Origin of the sequence: Rufibacter sp. DG15C (assembly GCF_001577755.1) — a bacterium.
Lineage (GTDB): Bacteria > Bacteroidota > Bacteroidia > Cytophagales > Hymenobacteraceae > Nibribacter.
The window spans coordinates 3,852,639-3,874,261 of the sequence record NZ_CP010776.1 but is presented as its reverse complement, the minus strand read 5'-3'; the positions used below and the strand labels follow the sequence as shown (position 1 = coordinate 3,874,261).

Genomic DNA, 21,623 nt, shown 5'->3' with positions numbered 1-21,623 from the left:
GTTAAGGATTCATCTTCGTTTTTGGCCTGATTTCTGGAAAACAAGCCAAAAACGGCTGTATGGACTCGCTAATCCTTGGGCAGTTCAATGTAAAAAGTAGTGCCTTTGTTCTCCTGGCTTTCAAACCAGATTTTGCCCTGGTGCCATTCCACAATGGTTTTGGCTAAAGACATACCTAAACCCACAGAAGGTTCGCCTTTTAGACCGTTGCGCCGGGCCCGAGTAAACTTATCAAAGAGCTCGTCATGGTATTGCTCAGGAATGCCAATGCCGTCGTCTTTCACGGTTATCAAAACAGTATCTTCCTGCTCAGTGAGCGAAAGGTCTATGTGGGCATAATCCTTACTGAATTTGATGGAATTGGAGATGAGGTTGTTGACGACCTGCATCAGTTTATTCTGGTCTATTGAAACATAAATCTGTGGTGAGGAGGCGGTAAAGGTGAAGTGCTTGTTGATGTGGCTTTCTCCTTCTTTGTACTGGTCTACTACCTCTTTAAGCTTCTCTACCAGGTTCAGGCGCACCTTAAACATGTCTGCGTTGGAGGACTCTAGGAACTCCTGCTTTACAAACTCACGTATCATTTGAATGCTGCGCGCGCTGGTCTTATAGATAAGATTGATTAGGTTTTTATCTTCCTCGGCCAGGGTTCTATTTTCCAAAGATTCGGCCAATGAACCAGAAATGGACTGGATGCTGGCCAGCGGCCCCGCCAAGTCATGGGACAATATCTCCAGGATGGAGTTTTTCTTGGCGGCAAACCTCTGAAGGTTGGCAATGTTGTCCTTCTTGCTGGTGATGTCCTCTGCCAATCCTGTGACCACCACATGGCCCCGCTCATCCTTTAAGACCAGCGGCGAAAGCAAAAGTGACTTCTCTTCATTACCCGACACCATAATCCTGAATTCTAATTCTTCCTTCGGTTCACCATTAAGCAAGTCCTGTATTTCATTTAAAAGGAAGTCTTTGTCTTCTGGGTGGATGGTGTCTAACAGCAGGCCAGGATTAGCCAGCAGTTGCTCCTTGGTATGGTTCCAGACCAGTTCAAAGGCGCTGTTGATGTAGGTAAAAGCGCCGGCGTCCACGTCAAAAGAAAAAACCAATTTGTGGGTCTTCTCTAAAATCTGCTCCAGAAGGTGATACTGATTATGCTCTGACATCGGTTTGTACCATTAAGCCATTAGTAGCTAGGTATAAATACTCATGCCCTGCCTTTAATGTTGTCCAACCAAATCAAATTGCTAATCTCCTAAAAATTTAATTTCCCTTACGGTTGAGATAATGTCGTTTTTGGCCTGTTTTCCAGAAATCAGGCCAAAAACGAAGCTAGGCAGTTAGTGCTTCGAAGTCCTCAGACTTGGTAACTTCCATAAACTTGGTGGCTACCTCTAGGGGCAGGCCAGTAAGTTTTCGCTGCCGAAGGTCTAGCCAGGCGCCATCCACATTTATGACAGCTGCCTTTACGCCATCGCCGCGGTACAAGTCATGTCTTATAGACCAACGCGAACCGTCCTCTCGGGCCTTGGTGAGAAAGGAAAGGATTTTGATGTTGTCATTGATGCCTACCTCGCGCAGGTACTGTAGCTCTTCTCTAAACAGAATAGGACCCATCTGCAGCTTCTGGAAAACTGAAAAATCCAGCCCCAGGTCATTCAACAGCATAATACGGGCCTGCGCCGCAAAGTCTGCATACGCCGAGTGGCGCAAATGCATGTTGGCATCAACTTGTGACCAAATCACGTGGCCGTGGTATTCATTTTTCATAGGGTAGGTTGTATAAATTATAAGCGCGTAAAGTGTTGAACCGCTCAAAAGGTAAATGTATGTTCTTACGCTCAGTCACAAAACTTTGGTGCTGATAGGTTTCTCATTTTTACAGGGAAGCCACAACTCATTAAGCAATGCCAGGTGATTAAAAGATTGTTAACCAGATAGTTAAATGCAGAGTTAATATTCATCTAAGAAATACTCCAGAAGGAGCAATCATTTTTGCTCTATATTCGGTAAAATAGGCCAAAATCCATTTGTTATGCCATACTCTACCGCCTCACCACACCTGTTAGAAATTGCCTGGGAAGCCTGTAATCAGGTAGGGGGAATTTACACGGTCATTCGGTCCAAAGTGCCCGCCATGATGGAATACTGGGGCGATCAATATTGCTTGGTGGGACCCTATTTTCCGCAGCAGGCCGCGGCAGAGTTTGAACCGACGGAGGATTACTCAGACGTGTTTGGCAAGGCGGTGTTGCAGCTGCGCGAAGAAGGTGTGGAGGTCTATTATGGTACCTGGCTGATCACGGGCCGGCCGCGCATCGTGCTCATCAACCCCAACAGTGCCTTTTTAAAACTAAACGAGATCAAGCACCAGCTCTGGGAAAACCACCACATTCCCACCTCAGACGAGCATCTGTTGCACCAAGTCCTGGCCTTCGGAGATTTGACCAAGCGGTTCATCAAGCTGGTGGCCAATATGTCTAAGGTGGTGGCGCACTTCCATGAATGGATGGTGGGTTCGGCCATCCCGGATCTACGACGCGAGCAGGTGCCGGTAAAGATTGTTTTTACCACGCACGCCACCTTGCTAGGCCGCTACCTCGCCATGAACGACCCTAACTTCTATGACCAGCTTACCGCCGTGGATTGGCAGAAGGAAGCGCGCCATTTCAACATTGAGCCCGCCGTCTCCATAGAGCGCGCCGCCGCGCATGGGGCCCACGTATTTACCACGGTAAGCGAGGTGACGGTGCGCGAGTGTATTTACCTGCTGGACCGCATTCCAGACACGGTCTTGCCCAACGGCTTGAACATACGCCGGTTCACGGCCATGCACGAGTTCCAGAACCTGCACCTGACCTACAAGGAGAAGATCCACCGGTTTGTGATGTCGCACTTCTTCCAGAGCTTCCCGTTTGCGCTGGACAAGACCTTGTACTTTTTCACCTCCGGTCGGTTTGAATACCGCAACAAAGGCTTTGACTTGACGCTGGAGGCTTTGGCCCGGTTGAACTACCGCATGAAGAAGGCCCGCATGGACACCACGGTGGTCATGTTCTTTATCACCAAGCAGCCGTTTCATTCCATCAACCCTGAGGTATTGCACTCCAAGGCCTTGATGGAAGAGATCCGGGAGACGGTAGATGCCATCAGCAACCAGGTAGGGGAGCGCCTGTTTTATGAGGCTGCGGCCAGCTCAGAATACAAACTGCCTAACCTGGAGAACTTTGTAGACGACTACTGGAAGCTCCGCTACCGCCGTACGTTGCAGTCCTGGAAAACGCACCATCTGCCATCAGTGGTGACGCATAACCTGGTCAATGACAAAAGCGATGAGATTCTGGAGTTCCTGCGCACGTCCAACCTAGTCAACAATGCTGATGACCGGGTGAAGATCGTTTACCACCCAGATTTTATTTCGCCAACCAACCCGCTGTTTGGCATGGAGTACGGCCAGTTTGTGCGCGGTTGCCATTTAGGTGTTTTCCCGAGCTATTATGAACCGTGGGGCTATACGCCTTTAGAGTGCGTGGCCAGCGGAATACCGGCGGTGACCAGTGATTTGTCAGGCTTCGGGGATTACGTGAAAAAGCACGTCAAGAAGTACACCGAGAAGGGTATCTATGTGATTAACCGGCATGATAAAGGCTTTGAAGAATCTGCTGAGCAATTGGCCAAGCACTTGTTTGACTTTGTAGAGTTCTCTAGAAGAGAGCGCATTGCCCAGCGGAATAAAGTGGAAAGCTCCTCTGAGATGTTTGACTGGAAGAAGCTGCTGGTGCATTATGAGCGCGCCTACCACTTAGCACTCAATGCGGAGGAGTAAATATTCCTCTATGTAAGAATCAAAATATTCGGGGTGCGTTTTTGGCCTGTTTTACCCAAAACAGGCCAAAAACGCACCCCGACTCATACAATACTTGGTATTTACTCTGGGGAAATAACCGTATGCAGGCTTAGCAACTGGAAGGAACTTGGGACTACCACGGTTAAGGTGGCAAAATCCTCAGAAGCTTCAAACGCTATTTCCTCATTGTCCACCAGTACGGTAGCAGTGGCCGCCGGCATTCCATGGAAGATAACACGGAACGTTTGATGTTGAGATTCGCCTTTGCCCTTGCTGTGCTGCGTTAAAAAATACGTGGTTAAAGAGGTGGCCGTTTGGAAGGTTTTCTCCAAATACTGTCCTTCTTCGTAGCCGTAGCCATCCCCGCCGTCTTCATACAAGACACTCTCACAAGTAGTAGCGCTGTAGTACACGTGCAAGGTAAGCTCAGGGATTTCTTTTTCGCCTACAAACTGCTGCACTGGGTAAAATGGAATGACCGCGCCGGCCCGTACAAACATAGGGATTTGGTCTAATGGGGCAGTAGCCCAGAATTCCTGCTTGCCCAGCAATACCTTGTCCGTCCAGAAGTCATACCATTGGCCCTGCGGCAGGTACATGACGCGGCCGTCTACCCCGGCTTGGGTGATAGGGCAGATGAGCAGATGGTCTCCCACGCAGAATTCGGCCATGCGCTCATAGCACTCAGGGTCATTCTGGTCCAGTAAAGCCAGCGGCCGTAGCATGGGCGTGCCATGGGTCGTGTATTGCCAGAACGTAGTATAGAGATACGGCAACAGTTGGTACCGCAGTTCTATGAACTTGCGGGCCAGGCTGGTGAACGGCTCGCCAAACGACCAAGGCTCTTGCTCGCCGTGGTCCCCGGAAGAGTGCGTGCGGCAAAACGGATGGAAGACGCCCAGCTGCAACCACCTGATGTAGAGTTCACCGTCTGGCGTCTCAATAAAACCACCAATGTCTGAACCTACAAACGATATACCAGAGATGCTCAAGCGCTGGCATTGGATGTTGGCTAGCCACAAATGCTCCCAAGAAGCGATGTTGTCACCGGTCCAAACCGAGGCGTAGCGCTGCACGCCGGCATAGCCTGAGCGGGTTATGGTAAACGGACGGTCTGGGTAGGAAAAGCGCTTGACGCCTTCATACGTGGCACGTGCCATCTGCATGCCGTAGATGTTGTGGGCCTTACGATGACTACCCGGCTCGCCGTCGAAATGGTGGCGCACATCGTTCGGGAAGGTGCCAATCTCAAATACGGCCGGCTCGTTCATGTCGTTCCAGACGCCTTTCACGCCTACCTCAGAAATCAATCCTTTAAACAAGCCAGACCACCACTCACGCACATCCTCCCGAGTATAGTCAGGGAAGTGGCACAAGCCCGGCCATACGGTTCCTTTGTATAATGGCCCATCAGCGCGGCGGCAGAAGTAATCATTCTCCACGCCTTCTTGGTACACCCAATAATCTGGATCAATCTTAATGCCGGGGTCAATGATCACCACCGTTTTAAAGCCGTCGTCTTTCAGTTCTTTGACCAAGCGCGCCGGGTCTGGGAAATGCTCTTTGCTCCAGGTAAAGCACCTAAAGCCCTCCATGTAGTCAATGTCCAAATACAAGGCGTCACAAGGGATCTGGCGCTCTCTAAAACCCTTGGCCAGGTCTTTCACCACCTTCTCTGGATAATAGCTCCATTTGCACTGGTGATAACCCAAAGACCAAAGTGGCGGCAGTTCGGGGGTGCCCGTCATGACCGTGTACTTCTGCACCACTTCCAGCAGGGTTGGACCGTAGATGAAGTAATAGTCCATGGTGCCGCCCTGCGCCCAAAAGCTGGTGACGTCCTTGCGCTCCCGCCCAAAGTCAAAAAACGACCGGAATGTGTTGTCAAAGAAGACCCCGTAGGCGTTGCGGTTGTGCAAACCCATGAAGAAGTTGATGTTCTTGTAAAGAGGGTCTGAGCCCTTGCCATAGCCGTAGGTGTCGGCGCCCCAGTTCTCAAAGCGCTCACCCCGCAGGTTCATGTTGTTGGCCTTGTCGCCTAGGCCATAGTAGAACTCGTGCGGTTTGGCCACCTTGCTCATCTTCACAATGTCGCCGCCGTAATCTTTGTGCTCTTCCCAATGGAACCCTTTCTCATCTTCGTTGAGTAGAATGCCGGAGCGGTCCAGCATTCTGGCGCGCATGCCCACTTTAGAGATGGTACAGATAAGGTCCTGGGTGGTGACGCGGTAATGGTCTGTCAGTTCTTTGAATTCAAAGGAAGGAGGCGAAGGCTTGCGCTGCGGCTCCACGGCGTAGGAGAAATCCCGTCCAAACGCGCCCTCAGTGGCAAACCTAAACCGGAGGATGCTGTCTGTGACCACTTCCAGCCGAAGCGCGACGCGGTTGTCACAGATGAATATGATATGATGGTCTGCCTGCTGAACTTGCTGCACCGTGCCCGGAAAAAACTCTTCCCGCTTGGCGCTCAGCTCATTGAGCATGTAATTATGGTCCTGAATTGAATTGTCCATTCTAAAAAACTGGGAAAACTATTCGCAAGTAAGAGATTCCGTATTTCACTCTGAAATATTTTGCGCGAAATACTGTAAGTTTCTTTTAACCTTCCTATTCTTATCTAAGTAGAGGATAAATAAATAAATTTACTGATTCTATCTTGGCATAAGAAACACTACCTTCCGGTAAAGGAGGCATTGCCGTCTTCCAGGATGAATTAGAGGGTACCATGGAAAAACTGCGCGTATTGATGTTGGGTTGGGAAGACCAGCCTGTCTTGAATGGAGGAGTGGGCAAAGCCTGCTTTCACCTAGCCGAATCACTTTCTAAAGAGGTTGACTTAACCTTAATTGTGCCGCAGGCCGAAGGTCAGGCCCTGTCCCAGAGAACCAACGTGGTGGGCCTGAATGATTTGGACCTGGCCACCATTACGCAAGCGCCGGTTAGTAGAACCTATGAGCGCTTTGCTAAAACCTATAGAGTGCCCGCCAACCTGTTCCCTTATGAGAACGAAGAGGAATATTATTTAAAGGAAGCTCTAGCCAAGGAACAGGCTGAAAAGGAAGGTGGTCTCCAAGAAGAAATTATAGACCAAGAGCCAATAACACCTAAGCCCCAGCCTGAAATTACCATTGCCACCGGCCCAAAGGGTACCTTGAACTTTGAAGTGATCCAGTTTGCCCGGTTTGCCGCCCGGTTGGCCTCTCATAAAGAGATTGACATAGTATACGCCCATGACTGGATGACCTTTCTGGCCGGTACTGAGATTAAAACTCAACGCAAGGTGCCTCTGGTGCTGCATGTGCACAGCCTCACCTTTGATAGACAGGTGGCGCAGCCTTGGGGATGGGTCTATGAATTAGAGGCCAAAGCCATGCACCAGGCAGATCTCATTCTGGCCGTAAGTGAACGCACTGCTAATATGATTGCCACACGCTATGGCGTAAGCAAAAACAAAATCAAGGTCATCTACAACGGCTGCTCTGAGAATAATTTTGAACCAACGGTAGATCCTCAAGCCAGACAAGTAATATTCCTGGGCAGGCTAGTGCCGCAGAAAGGGCCGTTGCAGTTTTTACGAGTAGCCAAGTGCATTAACAGAAAAGACCCCAGCGTAAAATTTGTGATAGCCGGCCATGGTCCTTTATGGGACGAAGCCCAGCAACTTACCAAGAAACTTGAGTTGGAAGAGGTAGTGACCTTTACCGGTTTCTTGCCGCAGGAGGAGGCCAAGGCCCTTTTGCATGATTCCAGCGTTTTCTGCCTGCCAGCCGTATCAGAGCCTTTTGGACTGGCAGCGGTAGAAGCTACGCAGGCGGGCATACCCGTGGTGATTACGCGGCAGACCGGGGCAGGTGAGGTATTACCAAATGCTTACTTGTCAGATGCCCATGATACCGAAGGCCTGGCTGACCACATTCTGCAACTGTTGAATGACAACACGCTGCGCACCAAAGCCGTGCTGGCCAACCAAGAAGCCTTGAAGCCTTACACCTGGGAGTCAACGTCCAGCAAAGTCTTCCAGGCTCTGTTTGAAGTATCCCATTCGGCTTCCTGATTTTATTGCATTTTACAAACCAGAGCGGCCCTGCCAAGATTCAAAGTCTTGGCAGGGCCGCTCTTTTTAAGATTGATGGACAGGAAATTCGTAGCCTTCGTTTTTGGCCTTATTTCCAGGAAACAGGCCAAAAACGATATTATCAAGTCTAGTATTCCCTAATTACTTATTATAGCCTAAGAAGCTATTTTCTAGTCTACTTGTTTCAATACCAAAGCCGTGCGGTTGGGGAGGTAAATGCTTAGCCTAGGGCCGTATTTGGTGGGCTTGGTGAAATAGGAAATGGTTGTGTCCACGCGGTCATGGCCTCCTGTTTGGGGCGCGTCTGAGGATAAAACAATCTGATAGCTTCCGGCTTGGTACACTGGTAGGATATAGTCAGGGATGGAGTTTTTGGTGTGGAAGTTGAAGAGGAACAGCAAGCCTGCCCGCTCAAAAATCAACACGTTGTTGGTAGTGTCCAGATGCAGCATGTTGGCCGCGCCTTGGGTCAAGAGTTGAGTTTTCTTGGCCAAAGACAGCATGTCTTTTTCAAACTTCCACAGCTGGCGGTATTTGAGCTCTTCATTGTCAACTAAGGACCATTGCCGGCGCGCGTACTGGTAGCTCCAATTGTTGCCCTCCCTCGGGAAATCCACCCACTCCGGGTGTCCGAACTCATTCCCAATGAACGTCAAGTAGGCCTCACCGCCCAAGGCTAAGGTGATGAGCCGTATCATTTTGTGCAAGGCCATGCCCCGGTCAATGACGGCGTTCTTGTCCTGCACGTGCATATGAAAATACATGTCCTTGTCCATGAGCCAGAACGCCAGCGTTTTATCGCCTACCAAGGATTGATCATGGGACTCGGCGTAGGCCACGGTTTTCTCTTGCAAGCGGCGGTTAGTAAGCTCGTGCCAGATTTCGTGCAGGTTCCAGTCTTCGTCGCGCTTGTGCTTAAGAATTTTTATCCAGTAATCCGGAATGCCCATGGCCAGCCGGTAGTCAAACCCAACGCCGCCCTCTTCATGCGTCCGGCAGAGGCCCGGCATCCCGCTCATGTCCTCAGCAATCAAAATGGATGCAGGCTGGATGGAATGCGAAAGCTGGGTGGCTAATTGCAGGTAGAGAATGGCGTCCAAGTCCACGCCTGCGTCAAAGTACTTGTCATAATGGTCAAAAGCGACGCCCTCGCCGTGGTGGTGGTAGAGCATGGAGGTGACCCCGTCAAACCTAAAACCGTCTATGTGAAACTCCTCCAGCCAATAACGCAGGTTAGAAAGCAAAAAACGCCGTACCTCTGGGGTGCCGTAGTTGAAGAGTTTGGAGTCCCAGCCGGGGTGGTGGCCGCGCGGCCCGGTGTGGAAGTACTGCCCGCCGGAACCGTCAAAGTTTGCCAGCCCCTCAGCCTCATTCTTAACGGCATGCGCATGAATCAAATCCATGATGACGGAGATACCTCTTTTATGTGCTTCGTTGATGAGGTATTTCAAGTCCTCTGGTGTCCCAAACCTGGAGGAAGGCGCAAAGAAGTTAGACACGTGGTAGCCAAACGAACCGTAGTAGGGGTGCTCCGCCAAGGCCATCAGCTGCAGACAGTTGTAGCCGGTCTCCGCAATCCGTGGCAGGACTAAATCGGCGAACTCCCGATAGGTGCCCACCTTGTGTTCTTCGGTGGCCATGCCTACGTGGCATTCATAGATGAGAGGCGCCGTCTGAGTGTCTACCTGGAAGCTGTTGTCTGACCAAGTAAATTCTGCTTGGGGGCACCAGATCTGACCTGCAAAGTCATAGGTCTGTGGATCTTGCACCACCCGCCGGATGTAGGCAGGTATTCTGTCCTGACCCTTGCCCTGCTGGTCTACCACGTGCACCTTGCACCGCTGCCCATGTTCAATGGGGTAGGCGTCTGCCGGCACAAACACCTCCCAGATGCCCTCCTTGATTTTGGAAAGCGGGTGTACAGACCGGTCCCAACCGTTAAAATCTCCGATGAAGGCCAAGGATTGTGCGGCCGGGGCCCACTCTCTGTACCACCAGCCTGATTTGTCAGGGGCTTGGTGCACGCCCAGGTACTCATGCCAAGCAGCGTATTCCAGAAGGCTGACGTTTTCCTGCTCTATTTTCTGGACTTCGTCTTTAAACCGTTGCTGTCTTTTGAGGAGATGAGGTAGGTATGGCTCCAGATAGACGTCAGATTGCACAAGAGCCAGGACTTTAGAAGAGGTTACCATAGGGTAAGGTTGGGCAGAAAATAATATGACAATAATTTGAATTTAATCCGTTTTTGGCCTGTTTTTCTTGAAAGATGCCAAAAACAGGGCCTTTCATTGCGGAACCGTTACTAATTTATCAAGGAAAACGATTGCGTAAACCCATTAATTCTCCGTAAATTTCTCTTTTAAAACTATTTATCGCGTTCGCATGAAACATACTTTACGATTGCTGTGCCTCTTATGGTTGGCTCTGCTGGCAAAAAGCGGCCAGGCGCAAGTAGTCGCCTGGACTCCAAACTTCCCCACCGAGACCGATAAGGTAACCATAATTTTTGACGCCACTAAAGGAAACCGCGGTCTGGAGAACGTGACCACACCCATCTACGCGCACACCGGGGTGCTGGTGAACAACGGCACCACTTGGACGCACGTGAAAAGCGGCTGGGAAGTGGGCATTGAAGCCACTAGAATGGTGCCTTTGGGCAATAACAAGTACCAACTGGTCATTGACAACCCGCGTGCTTACTACGGCGTGGCCGCCAACGAAGAAATCACCGCTTTGATGTTTGTCTTCTGGAGTAAAACCAGCACCGGCACCAAAGAAGGGAAGGACACCGAGAATAAGGACATCAAGGTGCCTATCTTTAAATCTGGGGCTATCAACGTGACCATTACGCAGCCAGCGGTGGGTATGAACCCTTACTTTGTGGATCAGAACCAGTCTATTCAGGTGAAGGGAACGGCCTCCAGCAGCACTGCGCTCAAGTTGTATGTGAACGACCAGAAGGTTTCTGAGGCTACTGGCACAGCCTTGGAGGCGAATGTGATAGCCGCCTCTGCGGGCTACAACAAAGTGAAACTGACGGCAGAAAATGGCGGTACGGTGGTAGCGGCAGACTCCTTCGGGTTTGTGGTGAGAACCGCCACCCAGGTACAGGCCATACCGGCTGGCGCCAAGGACGGCATCACCTATTTGAGCCCTACCAGCGTGTTGCTAAATTTATTTGCGCCCAACAAGACGAGTGTTTACGCCATCGGGGATTTTAACAACTGGCAGGCGAGCACGCCTATGTATAAGACCCCAGATGGTACCCGTTTCTGGACTCGTATTGACAATTTGACGCCAAAGCAGGAATACGCCTACCAATACCTGGTAAATGAGAGCTTGAAAATAGCGGATCCGTATACTGAGAAAGTGCTGGACCCCAACAATGACCAGTACCTGGAATCTACTACCTACCCTAACCTGAAAGCCTACCCAACGGGCAAGACCACAGGCCTGACCAGCGTGTTGCAAACCGATCAAACAGCCTATGCTTGGCAGGTAACCAACTTCACAGCGCCTAAAAAGACCGACATGGTCATCTATGAGCTATTGGTGCGGGATTTCCTGGCCAACCATAACTACCAGACACTCAAAGACACACTGGATTATTTGAGCCGCCTCGGCATTAACACCATTGAACTGATGCCCATCAATGAGTTTGAGGGCAACCTAAGCTGGGGCTATAACTCCAGTTTTTACTTCGCGCCTGATAAATATTACGGCTCCAAAGACATGCTCAAGCGCTTCATTGATGAGGCGCACAAAAGAGGCATGGCCGTCATCATTGACATGGTATTGAACCACTCGTTCAGTCAGTCGCCTATGGTGCAGTTATACTACAACAGCGCCACCGGTCAGACCACGCCAGAAAGCCCTTGGTTTAACCCCACGCCTACGCATGATTACAATGTAGGCCATGACTTCAACCATGAGAGCCTGGCCACCAAGTATTTTGTTGACCGCGTAAACGAGTTCTGGCTTAAGGAATATAACATTGACGGCTACCGCTTTGACTTGTCTAAAGGCTTCACGCAGAAACAGACACTGGGCAACGTAGGGCTTTGGGGCCAGTATGACCAGTCAAGGGTAGATATCCTGAAGCGCATGGCAGACCACATCTGGAGCGTAGACCCTTCTGCCTATGTCATCCTTGAGCACTTGGCAGACAACTCAGAGGAGAAAGTATTAGCCGACTACGGCATGATGCTGTGGGGCAACTTGAACCATAACTACCGCCAAGCCGCCAAAGGAGACATGAACAACTCCAACTTCGACTGGATCTCATACAAGCGCCGCGGTTGGAACAGTCCGCACGTAGTGGGATACATGGAAAGCCATGACGAGGAGCGCATGATGTTTGATGTGTTAAGAAACGGCTTAAGTTCTGGGTCTTATAGCACTAAAACCTTGACCAATGCCCTGAAGCGCATGCGTCTGGCGGCCGGTTTCTTCTTCACCATCCCGGGTCCTAAAATGATTTGGCAGTTTGGCGAGGTAGGCTATGACATTTCTATTGACCAGAACGGTAGAACCGGCAACAAGCCCATTCTTTGGGAATACTACCAGGACGCTGAGCGTAAGAAACTCTATGATGTGTATGCGGCCTTAATCAAATTAAAAGTAGAACAGCCGGCCTTTGAATCCAATGACTTCACTCTGGACTTAGGAGGAACCATCAAAAGAATCCATATCCAGGATCCTAGCATGAACGTGGCCATTGTGGGTAACTTCGGGCTGACGGCCACTACGGCAGACGCCAAGTTCCAGTATACCGGTACCTGGTATGATTACATGTCTGGAGAAGCGTTGACGGTGACCAACGTGAACCAAGGCATCACCTTACAGCCCGGCGAAATGCGCTTGTACACCTCTATAAGAATCTCGAACAGTGGCATTATCACGGGTGTGTTGGAAGACAAAGACGCCTTAGCGAAACAGCTAGTGGCATATCCAAACCCAAGCTTTAATGGTCAGGTAACGCTCAAATACCAATTAACTACAGCCTCTGAGGTGAGCATTCAGTTGTATGACCAATTAGGCAGGTTGGTGAATGAACAAAACTTAGGCCGCCAAGCAGCAGGACCGAAGGCCATTCAACAAGCCTTGACTACTCCAAGCGGCGGACGTCTGGCTCCAGGCCTGTACATCTGCAAAGTAATCACCGGCGCCACGGCGCAGTCTGTACAAATTGTAGTGCAGTAACTTATATAACTTTAGAATTGAAAGGCCAGCTACAGACCTGTAGCTGGCCTTTTTTTTGGTAGGACGGCAATCATTTTTAGCTTGTTTTCTAGGAATCAGGCCTAAACGGGCTGTATTCATATTAATTCGTTTGCTTGAGCAAAAGCGAGATACATTTATCAAGAGCGTTATGTCAAACGCAAGTTAATTATGAAGGCGGCTGTTTCCGAAGGGAGACCTAGTTTGTGCACCTGCTTGCCAGCTTTACAAGTTGATTGTTTATTCTATGTTCACTATCTGTGGTATCCATAAGAGTTATCTCTATAAGGAACCGTTCTCGTTTTTGACCTAATTCCTAGGAAATAGGCCAAAAACGGATAGGTAAAAGCGTCTACCTTATATTTAAAGGAGAGTAAAAGATTTAAAGGAGAGTAAAAGGCAACAGAAAGGGCGAGTAGATTCTACTCGCCCTTTCTGTTGATAGCAGGATTAAAGAAGGATTAGTGACCGCCTTCAGCCTCTAAGTTCTCAATGTCATGGCCTTGCTTTTTCAGGATGTCAGACACTTTCCAGGCAAAGAACGTCAAATACCCGAAGCACAACACCGCCACCCAGTAAGAAGAGTGGATGTCTGTAAAGTCAGCGATACCGCCTTGCAACGGTGGAATAATCGCGCCACCCAAGATCATCATGATTAGAAGGGATGAGCCTTGGCTGGTGTATTTGCCTAATCCTGTAATGCTCAAAGCGAAGATGCTAGGCCACATGATAGAGCAAACCAAACCACCGCTTATAAACGCAAACAAGCCCAAAGTGCCAGTAGTGAACAAGCCCACCAACATGGCTACCACGCCTAGTAAGCCTAAGCCCATCAACAGCTTAGCTGGCTTGCCTTTGGCCCAGAAGTTGGCCGCAATCATAATGGCAATACAGATGGCGTAGATGTATAGGTCGCTCACATCATTGCCAGAGATATAATTCACAAACAGCACCACTGCAAAGGCTATGTACGGCACCAGGATGCTCAATACCAGTTTTGCGTTTCTGCTCACATTGAAAACAGTCACGGCGCTCATCCAACGGCCAATCATTAAGCTTCCCCAGTACAAAGAGATGTAATGCGATATTTGTGATTCATTATAGCCCCCAAATTCTGGGGTGCGCAGCAAGGCGCCCAAGTTACTCTGAATGGTTACTTCCACGCCCACGTACACAAATATGGCAATCATGCCTAGGGTGAGTTGAGGGTATTTCATAGCGCCCCAGCCTTCACTGTTCTTTTGGGCAGCCAGGTTGGACAGAACTAAAATTAGAATCACACTTACCAAGGCCAGGATCAATAGAACCATGGTAGAGGTGCCGCTTTCGCTTTCAGGTAAGAAGTTTCCAATCACAGCCAAGACAATGATGGAGCCCGTGATGGCCAGCAAAGAAATGGTAGCCTTACCGCTGCGCTCTGGCTCTTCATCTGAGGTAACTCTTGGCATTTTACGTGCCGCGAAGATGCCCGCAACTAACACAAATACACCTGCTAGAATCAGGTAAAGAGTATTGATAGAGCTGATGGGGGCAGTCTCAGTTTGTTCCTGTGTGGCTGCCACTGTCCCGAACAAAACTAAGGTAATGATGATGGGTCCAATGGTAGTACCCAAAGAGTTGATACCACCTACCAAGCTCAGGCGGTGTGAGCCCGTAGCTGGATCTCCCAAGGCCACCGCAAAAGGGTTGGCGGCGGTCTGTTGTAAAGAGAATCCTAAGGCAATCACGAAGAAAGCCAACAAGATGAACAGGTATTCACCGGTGTTCACCGCCGGAATCATCACCAAGGCACCCACCACAGAAACCAGCAAGCCGTAAATGATGCCTTTTTTGTAGCCAATCTTGTTCAGGAAATCATAGCCTACGCTGGTAGAGTACAGGTAGAGCAGGAGGGAGCCGATAAAGTAGGCGCCATAAAAAGCAGAGTCAATCAACTGCGACTGAAACTGGCTTAAATTAAAATGAGACTTACAAAAGGGGATGAACACCCCGTTGGAGGCGGCCAGAAAGCCCCAGAAAAAAAACACCATGGCCAGCGTGTACAACGCCGAACTGTAACTTTTACTTGAATGTTGCTCCATAAAGCGGGATTTGTTTGGGTTAGTCAGGTTTTGGAGAGGTAATATAGGAAGAAGATAATACAGCCGGAAACCTTCTTGCTTTCAATTCAACGGTTAATGAAAATTAACCCTGTGTAAAAGTGGCTTGTATCGATTTCTCTTCTGCCTAGAATGCAATCTTGTGTAGCCGGGATGGCCGTCTTTATAAGTCTTTTACTTCTATAGAATTATCTTCCATCAATAATTAGGAATAAGACGGAAAACTATAGTAACAAAAAATCTCCTGTCTTTTTTGGCCTGTTTTTTAGAAAACAGTCCAAAAAAGACAGGAGAAGTAAATGGAATAGGAAACTTAGAAGTAGTTGGATTGCGCTAATTATTGCAATCATATGCTGGCCTTCTGGAAGAGGACTCTCTGATGATTAGAACTGGGTCTAATACAATTTTAGGAATTGACTCCGTGGCGATATCCGGATTGTTGATTTGGTGCAGGAACATGTTGAACGCCTCTTCGCCCATTTGAGCAGCCTGTTGATCTACCGTTGAGAGACCCGGCGTGATAAAGGGACTAAAGGATTCATTCCCGAAGCCAATCAAGCCAATCTGCTGCGGAATTTTGTAGCCGTTTTGCTTGATGATCTGCTGTGCGCCCAGAGCTGTGAAGTCTTCTACCGCAAATACCGCATCTGGAACCTTAGCGCTGTCTAATAAGGCTTGCATACACGCCCTTCCAGATTCAATAGAGTTCTTACCGTATTGAATGAGGTCATCGTCTACCGTAAGGTGATTGGCACGCAGGGCGTCTACGTATCCACGCAAACGGTCATTGAAAATCTTAACGTGTTGCGCCCCAGAGATGTGGGCAATACGGGTATAGCCTTGCAAAATCAAATGCTCGGTGGCCATGTACGCCCCTTTGTAGTCGTCAATTACTACAGAGGGTACGCCTATCTCATCCTTGGTTCGGTCAAATAGCACCAGTGGCACCTTGCGCTTTTTTACTTCCAGGTAATGGTCTAGGGTGGTGGTGTCTTTGGCAATGGAGGCAATAATGCCATCTACGCTTGAGTGCAACAAGGTCTCAATCCCTTCCACCTCATACTCACCTAATATATTAGACTGAAACAACAGCACATTGTAGCCGTGGTTGCGGGCCACCTTCTCAATGCCATGCACCACGGTAGCAAAGAAACCAATCTCTGAACTAGGGATTACGATGCCAATAATGTTGGTTCTACCTGACCTTAGCGAAGAGGCTAACCTGTTCTGGCGGTAGTTCAGGTTTTGGGCCGCCTCTTTGATGAGTTCTTTGGTGGCAGTACTAATGGAAGGATGGTCATTGAGCGCCTTGGAAACAGTTGAGGCGGTGGTGTTTACCTTTTTTGCTATATCATGTATTGTAACTCTAGCCATGGAGAACCATCGATTTCGTAAAAGGGAGAAAAAGCCGTTTCATAGGATGATTTTAAGGCCTCAATCAAACAAAGCTAATTAAACAAATTTTAATAAAGGGCGGTTTAGAACAGGTATTTTTAAAAATGCAGTAGGATTAAGGGAGATTTTTGGTAAATTCTTAAAATATATTCCTTTTTTGTAGGCAAAACGCTTTGCAATTAGCCAATAAGTTGGTAAATCGCTAAAGAAATCGATTGCCAAAAGTTGCTGTTCAATGTAACTAGTTGGAAAACAATTATTTGCCATAAAGGCAACAGATTTGAACCATTAACTTTTAAACTATCATTCCTAAACCTTTATCTATGTTTAAATTACTACTCAAAAATTTGCCTCCCAGTCATGGACCTCAGGGCAAACGGCTGTTTCAGAAATCTTCGTTTCTGGTAGTAGCCACTGTCTTCTTCTTTCTATGCAGCGGCTTGGTGCAAGCCCAGCAGAGAAACATTTCTGGTACCGTAACAGGAGAGGGCAATAGCCCATTGCCAGGAGTAACCGTAGTTTTGAAAGGGTCCACGAATGGCACGTCTACAGATGCAGAAGGACGCTTCTCTTTATCTGTGACAGATGCGCAAGCCAATGGCACGTTGGTATTCTCTTTCATTGGATATACTTCTAAAGAGGTAGCTATTGCGGGTCAGTCTACTATTAATGTGAACTTGGCAACAGATGCCAAAGCATTAGATGAGATTGTAGTGGTTGGGTATGGTACTCAAAACAAAAGAGACGTAACAGGTTCTGTTGCCTCTTTAAATGAGAAAGACTTTAACGCGGGTCCAATCACCAGCCCACTACAGCAGATTAACGGTAGAGCGGCCGGGGTAAACATTAACCAAGTGGGTAGTGAGCCAGGTCAAGCGCCAAGCATCCGTATTAGAGGTATAACTTCACTTATTGGTGGTAATGACCCGTTGGTGGTAGTTGATGGTATTCAGGGTGACTTGAACCTTTTAAAACAAATCCCACCAAGTGAAATCAGCAACATTGAAATCCTGAAGGATGCTTCTGCCACAGCCATTTATGGTTCTAGAGGTGCAGCTGGTGTGGTTTTGGTGACTACCAAAAAAGGTAAGGCCGGTGAAACTACGGTTGAATATAGTGGGGTGGCTTCTGTTGAAACCATTGCTAAAAACTATGACCTGCTTAGTGCTGCCGAATACAGAGAAGTTGCTGCTGCAAAAGGCATTAACAACTCATATGATTTTGGTGGTGACACTGACTGGGTAGATGCTATTACCCGCAAAGGTTACACTACCACCCATAACTTGGCTGTTTCTGGTGGTACTGAAAACTTCACCTACAGAACATCTTTGACGGGTATTTTGCAACAAGGTATCATCAAGAAGTCAAATTCTGAAAACTACATTGCCCGTTTCCAGGGTATGCAGTCTGCTTTGAACGACAAGTTGACGTTAACCTTCAACCTAAATACTTCTGTTCTTAGCAACGACTTTAATAATGGCGGTAGAATAGGAGAGGCTATTAACCGCAGACCTACAGACCCTATCTATACAGAGTCTCCATTGAACAAAGACACAGGTCCTTATTTTATTGACCCTAATGGCTTTAACTACCAGAACCCGGTAGCGCGCACCAATGAGATTGTAGACGGCGACAGAACTAACAACTTGTTTGGAAGCCTTCGTGCCGAATATGAAATCTTGAAAGGCCTTACTGCCACTGGTTTTGGTTCTTGGCGTAAAACTGACCGTTTGTATGAAAACTACATTTCTGCCAGAACAACGCAAGAAAACGCTAGAAATCTTGGAGTAGTCCCTGCCAACCTTACAGGAGCTGAAAGAGAGCTTTACATCCAGAACTTGCCGGATGGTATTGCTGCTAAGGAAACCAACAATTCTGATGAAAAACTTTTCAACTTCATCTTGAATTATAAGAAAGAGTTTGGCGACCACAGCATAGATGTAATTGGTGTAAATGAGTGGCAACAACAAGTGTATGGTGGCTTTAGAGCTTCTGCAAGAGGTTTCACAGTAGATTCTGAGAATAACCTTAGTACTTTGCAATCTTCGGATCCTACCTTGTTCCAACAAGGAAACATCACATCTTATAAAAACGACAGAACGCTAGCCTCTTTCTTAGGACGGGTAAACTACGCTTTTAAAGAGAGATACATGTTAAGCGCAAGCTTTAGACGTGACGGTGCTTCCGTTTTTGGAGCCAACAACAAATGGGCAAACTTCTTTGCCTTCTCTGGAGCCTGGAGAATCTCTGATGAAGCCTTTATGTCTGGCTTATCTGTTATCAACGACCTTAAATTAAGAGCTGGTTACGGTGAAACTGGTAACCAAGGTGGTTTAGGACCATTGAACTCTGTGCGTTTGGTGAACAACGACGGAACCGTATTCTTTGGGGGTTCTGTAATCCCTAACTTCTCTATCACTCAAAATGAGAACAGAGACCTACGTTGGGAAGTGAAGAAAATGTACAACGCTGGTTTAGACTTCGGATTAATGGAAGGCAAATTGTCTGGTACATTGGATGCTTATTATGGTCTAACAAGCGACTTGTTATTTGATTACCAAGTTCCTCAGCCTCCTTATCCTTTTGGAACTATCAAAGCCAACATTGGTGAGATTATGAACAAAGGTCTAGAAGCAAGCTTAAGCTATGCTTTAGTAGATAAGGAGTTTGTAGGTGTTACTTTAGGTGGTAACGTTGGAACTACTAAAACTGAAGTGAAAAACCTGAATGGTTCTTTGAACGGACTGCCATTAACTACTGACTATGTGGTTTGGGGTTCTGGCGGGACGACAGGGGTTGCTTCAACTAACAATGCCATCTCTCACTTAATCATTGGTCAGAGCTTAGGAACATTCTATTTGTTCAAGCATGCTGGTGTTGACGCTAACGGAAACCAAATCATTGACGATTTAAATGGTGACGGTGTTATCTCTGATGGTAACAGAGAAAATCCAGACCGTTACGTAGCCGGACAAGCGTTGCCAAAGTTCACGTGGGCTTTCACACCTTCAGCCCGTTACAGAAACTTTGATTTAAACATGGTGCTTAGAGGTGCTCATGGCCATAAAATCTTTAATGCCAGAAGAGCTACTTTAAGTGCACTTGGTGGCTTAGGTCAGAACAACGTGTTAAAAAGTGCCATTGGTGACAATATCAACAGCTTAACCTATGCTACAGACTATTGGTTGGAAGATGGTGATTTTGCCCGTATGGAGAACTTGACTATAGGTTACAACCTGCCTTCTGGTAAACTAGGAGTCGTTAAAAACCTACGCTTCTCTGTAACAGCCAACAACCTTTTTGTAATCACTGACTACTCAGGAATTGATCCTGAATTGAGCACTAGCGGTGGCAATGGATTTGGTATTGACTACGGTATTTATCCACGTACCCGTAGCTTCGCATTTGGTATTAACGCAACCTTCTAAAAATTGAACCAAGTGGCTCTGTTTTAGCTTCTAAAGCAGAGGCCGCTTGGTAATAACTCTAAGATCATTTTATGAAAAAGATATTTTATTCAGTCTTGATTTTTGCATCTGCCACGTTTGTGGGATGTACAGATTTGGATGAGGGTATTTACGGCCAACAAGTAGCAGATGATTTCTATGCTACAGAGGCTGGTGTAAATGCTGCCCTAGCCAACATCTACAATGAAGTGAGAGGCGACTGGAATGGCAAAGGAATTGCCGGAGCAGACAGAGGTTGGTATGACTTAAATGAGTCATCCACAGATGAGATGATGATTCCAAGACGTTCTGACGGGGCTTGGGATGACAACGGTATCTGGCGTGCCATGTACCAGCATACCTGGACGGGGTCTCAGGAGTTCATTGGTAATACTTGGAACTGGTTGTACAGAAGTATTTTCAAAGCCAACCTTGCAGTTGAATTATTAACGAAGGCCAATGCAGATCCATCAAGAATTGCAGAAGCTAAAGTTTTAAGAGCTTATTTCTATTATATGTTGATGGATGGATGGGGAGATGTTCCTTTCTATACTGAAAACAATGTAACGGTTGAGCAAATTCCGCAAACGCCTCGTGCCGAGATTTTTAAATACATTGAGAACGAGTTAAAGAGCAACATTGATCTATTGCCAACTACCAAAGGTGGCCAGTTCTATGGTCGTTTTAACAAGTGGGCTGGTTATGCTTTGTTAGGGAAAATTTACCTTAATGCGCAAGTATACACAGGTACCCCTCGTTGGGCAGATGCAGTTGCTGCTTCAGACAAAGTTATCAATGAAGGTGGGTTCTCTCTAGTGCCAAACCTTTATGATAATGCTGGGTCTCAAGCTATTTTTGGTGATAAGCTTCCAGACCAAGAGGTGATCCTTTCTGTATATGTAGATGCTTTAAGTGCTCCACGTAACATTATTGGTATCAGGACCTTACACGCTCCACACTCCAATGCTCTATTTGGTTTTGGTGGATGGAATGGCGCTACAGTGCATCAGGACTTTGTTAACAAATACAATGATGCAGATAAGCGTAAAGACCAATGGTTATTTGGTCCTCAGCCAGGTGGCGTAAACTATAGCCTTAACATTTCATCATTGGACAACGCAGGAATTACTGATGGTGCCAGAAACGCTAAATTCTTCCCAGTGCCTCCTTTTGATGGTAGCAACAGTACTTCAAATGACTTCCCGGTGTATCGTTACGCTGACGTACTTTTAACCAAAGCTGAGGCATTGGTAAGAAGCGGTGGTGATGTCGCAACGGCTACCTCATTAGTAAACCAAGTTAGAAATCGTGCTGGTCTGGCTAACCTTACGGGTTCAGTAACCTTGAACGAAATCTATGATGAAAGAGGACGTGAGTTAGTTTGGGAGGGTCACCGTCGTCAAGACATGATCCGCTTTGGTACTTTCACCGCGGCCCGTACTTTCAAAGCAGCCAGCAGTGACAAATACAAATTGTTCCCAATCCCGGCTCAGGCAATTGCTAACAATAAGACCTTGAAACAAAACCCAGGTTACTAAGCTTCTAAC

Annotated in this window: 11 protein-coding genes; 5 read left to right on the top strand and 6 right to left on the bottom strand. The window is 47.7% G+C overall.

The window, feature by feature from the left end:
* Window positions 1-68: 68 nt before the first annotated feature.
* Together TH61_RS16595 and TH61_RS16590 are read right to left on the bottom strand one after the other, a co-directional pair.
* On the bottom strand, window positions 69-1,160 hold the full coding sequence (locus TH61_RS16595; protein ID WP_066511773.1) for an ATP-binding protein: 1,092 nt from the start codon (window positions 1,158-1,160) through the stop codon (window positions 69-71).
* A 166-nt stretch (window positions 1,161-1,326) separates the two neighbouring features.
* Entirely contained in the window at window positions 1,327-1,764 is a 438-nt protein-coding gene (locus tag TH61_RS16590) for a thioesterase family protein (RefSeq protein WP_066511769.1), read from the bottom strand.
* Window positions 1,765-2,029: 265 nt separating this feature from the next.
* Between TH61_RS16590 and TH61_RS16585 the strand changes: the two genes are divergently transcribed.
* On the top strand, window positions 2,030-3,820 hold the full coding sequence (locus tag TH61_RS16585) for a glycosyltransferase (RefSeq protein ID WP_066511766.1): 1,791 nt from the start codon (window positions 2,030-2,032) through the stop codon (window positions 3,818-3,820).
* Window positions 3,821-3,921: 101 nt separating this feature from the next.
* Here the strand turns inward: TH61_RS16585 and TH61_RS16580 are convergent, their stop codons facing one another.
* Entirely contained in the window at window positions 3,922-6,354 is a 2,433-nt protein-coding gene (locus TH61_RS16580; RefSeq protein ID WP_231862245.1) for a TIM-barrel domain-containing protein, read from the bottom strand.
* Between the two features lie 212 nt (window positions 6,355-6,566).
* Here TH61_RS16580 and TH61_RS16575 point away from each other — a divergent pair, with 212 nt between their 5' ends.
* Complete coding sequence (locus tag TH61_RS16575) at window positions 6,567-7,895, top strand: glycosyltransferase family 4 protein (protein WP_066511763.1); 1,329 nt, start codon at window positions 6,567-6,569, stop codon at window positions 7,893-7,895.
* A 191-nt stretch (window positions 7,896-8,086) separates the two neighbouring features.
* Here TH61_RS16575 and TH61_RS16570 read toward each other — a convergent pair whose 3' ends face one another.
* Window positions 8,087-10,108: an alpha-amylase family glycosyl hydrolase gene (locus TH61_RS16570; protein ID WP_066511760.1), complete on the bottom strand. Its 2,022-nt coding sequence runs from the start codon at window positions 10,106-10,108 to the stop codon at window positions 8,087-8,089.
* A 190-nt stretch (window positions 10,109-10,298) separates the two neighbouring features.
* On the opposite strand from TH61_RS16570, the gene TH61_RS16565 reads away from it, so the two are divergent.
* Entirely contained in the window at window positions 10,299-13,118 is a 2,820-nt protein-coding gene (locus TH61_RS16565) for an alpha-amylase family glycosyl hydrolase (protein WP_071887866.1), read from the top strand.
* Window positions 13,119-13,597: 479 nt separating this feature from the next.
* Here TH61_RS16565 and TH61_RS16560 read toward each other — a convergent pair whose 3' ends face one another.
* Both TH61_RS16560 and TH61_RS16555 read right to left on the bottom strand, forming a co-directional pair.
* Complete coding sequence (locus tag TH61_RS16560) at window positions 13,598-15,217, bottom strand: MFS transporter (protein ID WP_066511754.1); 1,620 nt, start codon at window positions 15,215-15,217, stop codon at window positions 13,598-13,600.
* Between the two features lie 351 nt (window positions 15,218-15,568).
* Window positions 15,569-16,609 (bottom strand): LacI family DNA-binding transcriptional regulator, encoded by a 1,041-nt coding sequence (locus tag TH61_RS16555; protein WP_066511753.1) that lies wholly within the window; start codon window positions 16,607-16,609, stop codon window positions 15,569-15,571.
* Between the two features lie 344 nt (window positions 16,610-16,953).
* On the opposite strand from TH61_RS16555, the gene TH61_RS16550 reads away from it, so the two are divergent.
* Complete coding sequence (locus TH61_RS16550; RefSeq protein ID WP_066511752.1) at window positions 16,954-20,058, top strand: TonB-dependent receptor; 3,105 nt, start codon at window positions 16,954-16,956, stop codon at window positions 20,056-20,058.
* Between the two features lie 71 nt (window positions 20,059-20,129).
* Window positions 20,130-21,614, top strand: coding sequence for a RagB/SusD family nutrient uptake outer membrane protein (locus TH61_RS16545; protein ID WP_066511749.1), 1,485 nt, complete (start codon window positions 20,130-20,132; stop codon window positions 21,612-21,614).
* Window positions 21,615-21,623 lie beyond the last annotated feature (9 nt).

Excerpts from the sequence above, each read along its gene's own strand:
- TH61_RS16595 (WP_066511773.1), bottom strand. The coding sequence starts at position 1,160 with ATGTCAGAGCATAATCAGTATCACCTTCTGGAGCAGATTTTAGAGAAG.
- TH61_RS16590 (WP_066511769.1), bottom strand. The coding sequence starts at position 1,764 with ATGAAAAATGAATACCACGGCCACGTGATTTGGTCACAAGTTGATGCC.
- TH61_RS16585 (WP_066511766.1), top strand. The coding sequence starts at position 2,030 with ATGCCATACTCTACCGCCTCACCACACCTGTTAGAAATTGCCTGGGAA.
- TH61_RS16580 (WP_231862245.1), bottom strand. The coding sequence starts at position 6,354 with ATGGACAATTCAATTCAGGACCATAATTACATGCTCAATGAGCTGAGC.
- TH61_RS16575 (WP_066511763.1), top strand. The coding sequence starts at position 6,567 with ATGGAAAAACTGCGCGTATTGATGTTGGGTTGGGAAGACCAGCCTGTC.
- TH61_RS16570 (WP_066511760.1), bottom strand. The coding sequence starts at position 10,108 with ATGGTAACCTCTTCTAAAGTCCTGGCTCTTGTGCAATCTGACGTCTAT.
- TH61_RS16565 (WP_071887866.1), top strand. The coding sequence starts at position 10,299 with ATGAAACATACTTTACGATTGCTGTGCCTCTTATGGTTGGCTCTGCTG.
- TH61_RS16560 (WP_066511754.1), bottom strand. The coding sequence starts at position 15,217 with ATGGAGCAACATTCAAGTAAAAGTTACAGTTCGGCGTTGTACACGCTG.
- TH61_RS16555 (WP_066511753.1), bottom strand. The coding sequence starts at position 16,609 with ATGGCTAGAGTTACAATACATGATATAGCAAAAAAGGTAAACACCACC.
- TH61_RS16550 (WP_066511752.1), top strand. The coding sequence starts at position 16,954 with ATGTTTAAATTACTACTCAAAAATTTGCCTCCCAGTCATGGACCTCAG.
- TH61_RS16545 (WP_066511749.1), top strand. The coding sequence starts at position 20,130 with ATGAAAAAGATATTTTATTCAGTCTTGATTTTTGCATCTGCCACGTTT.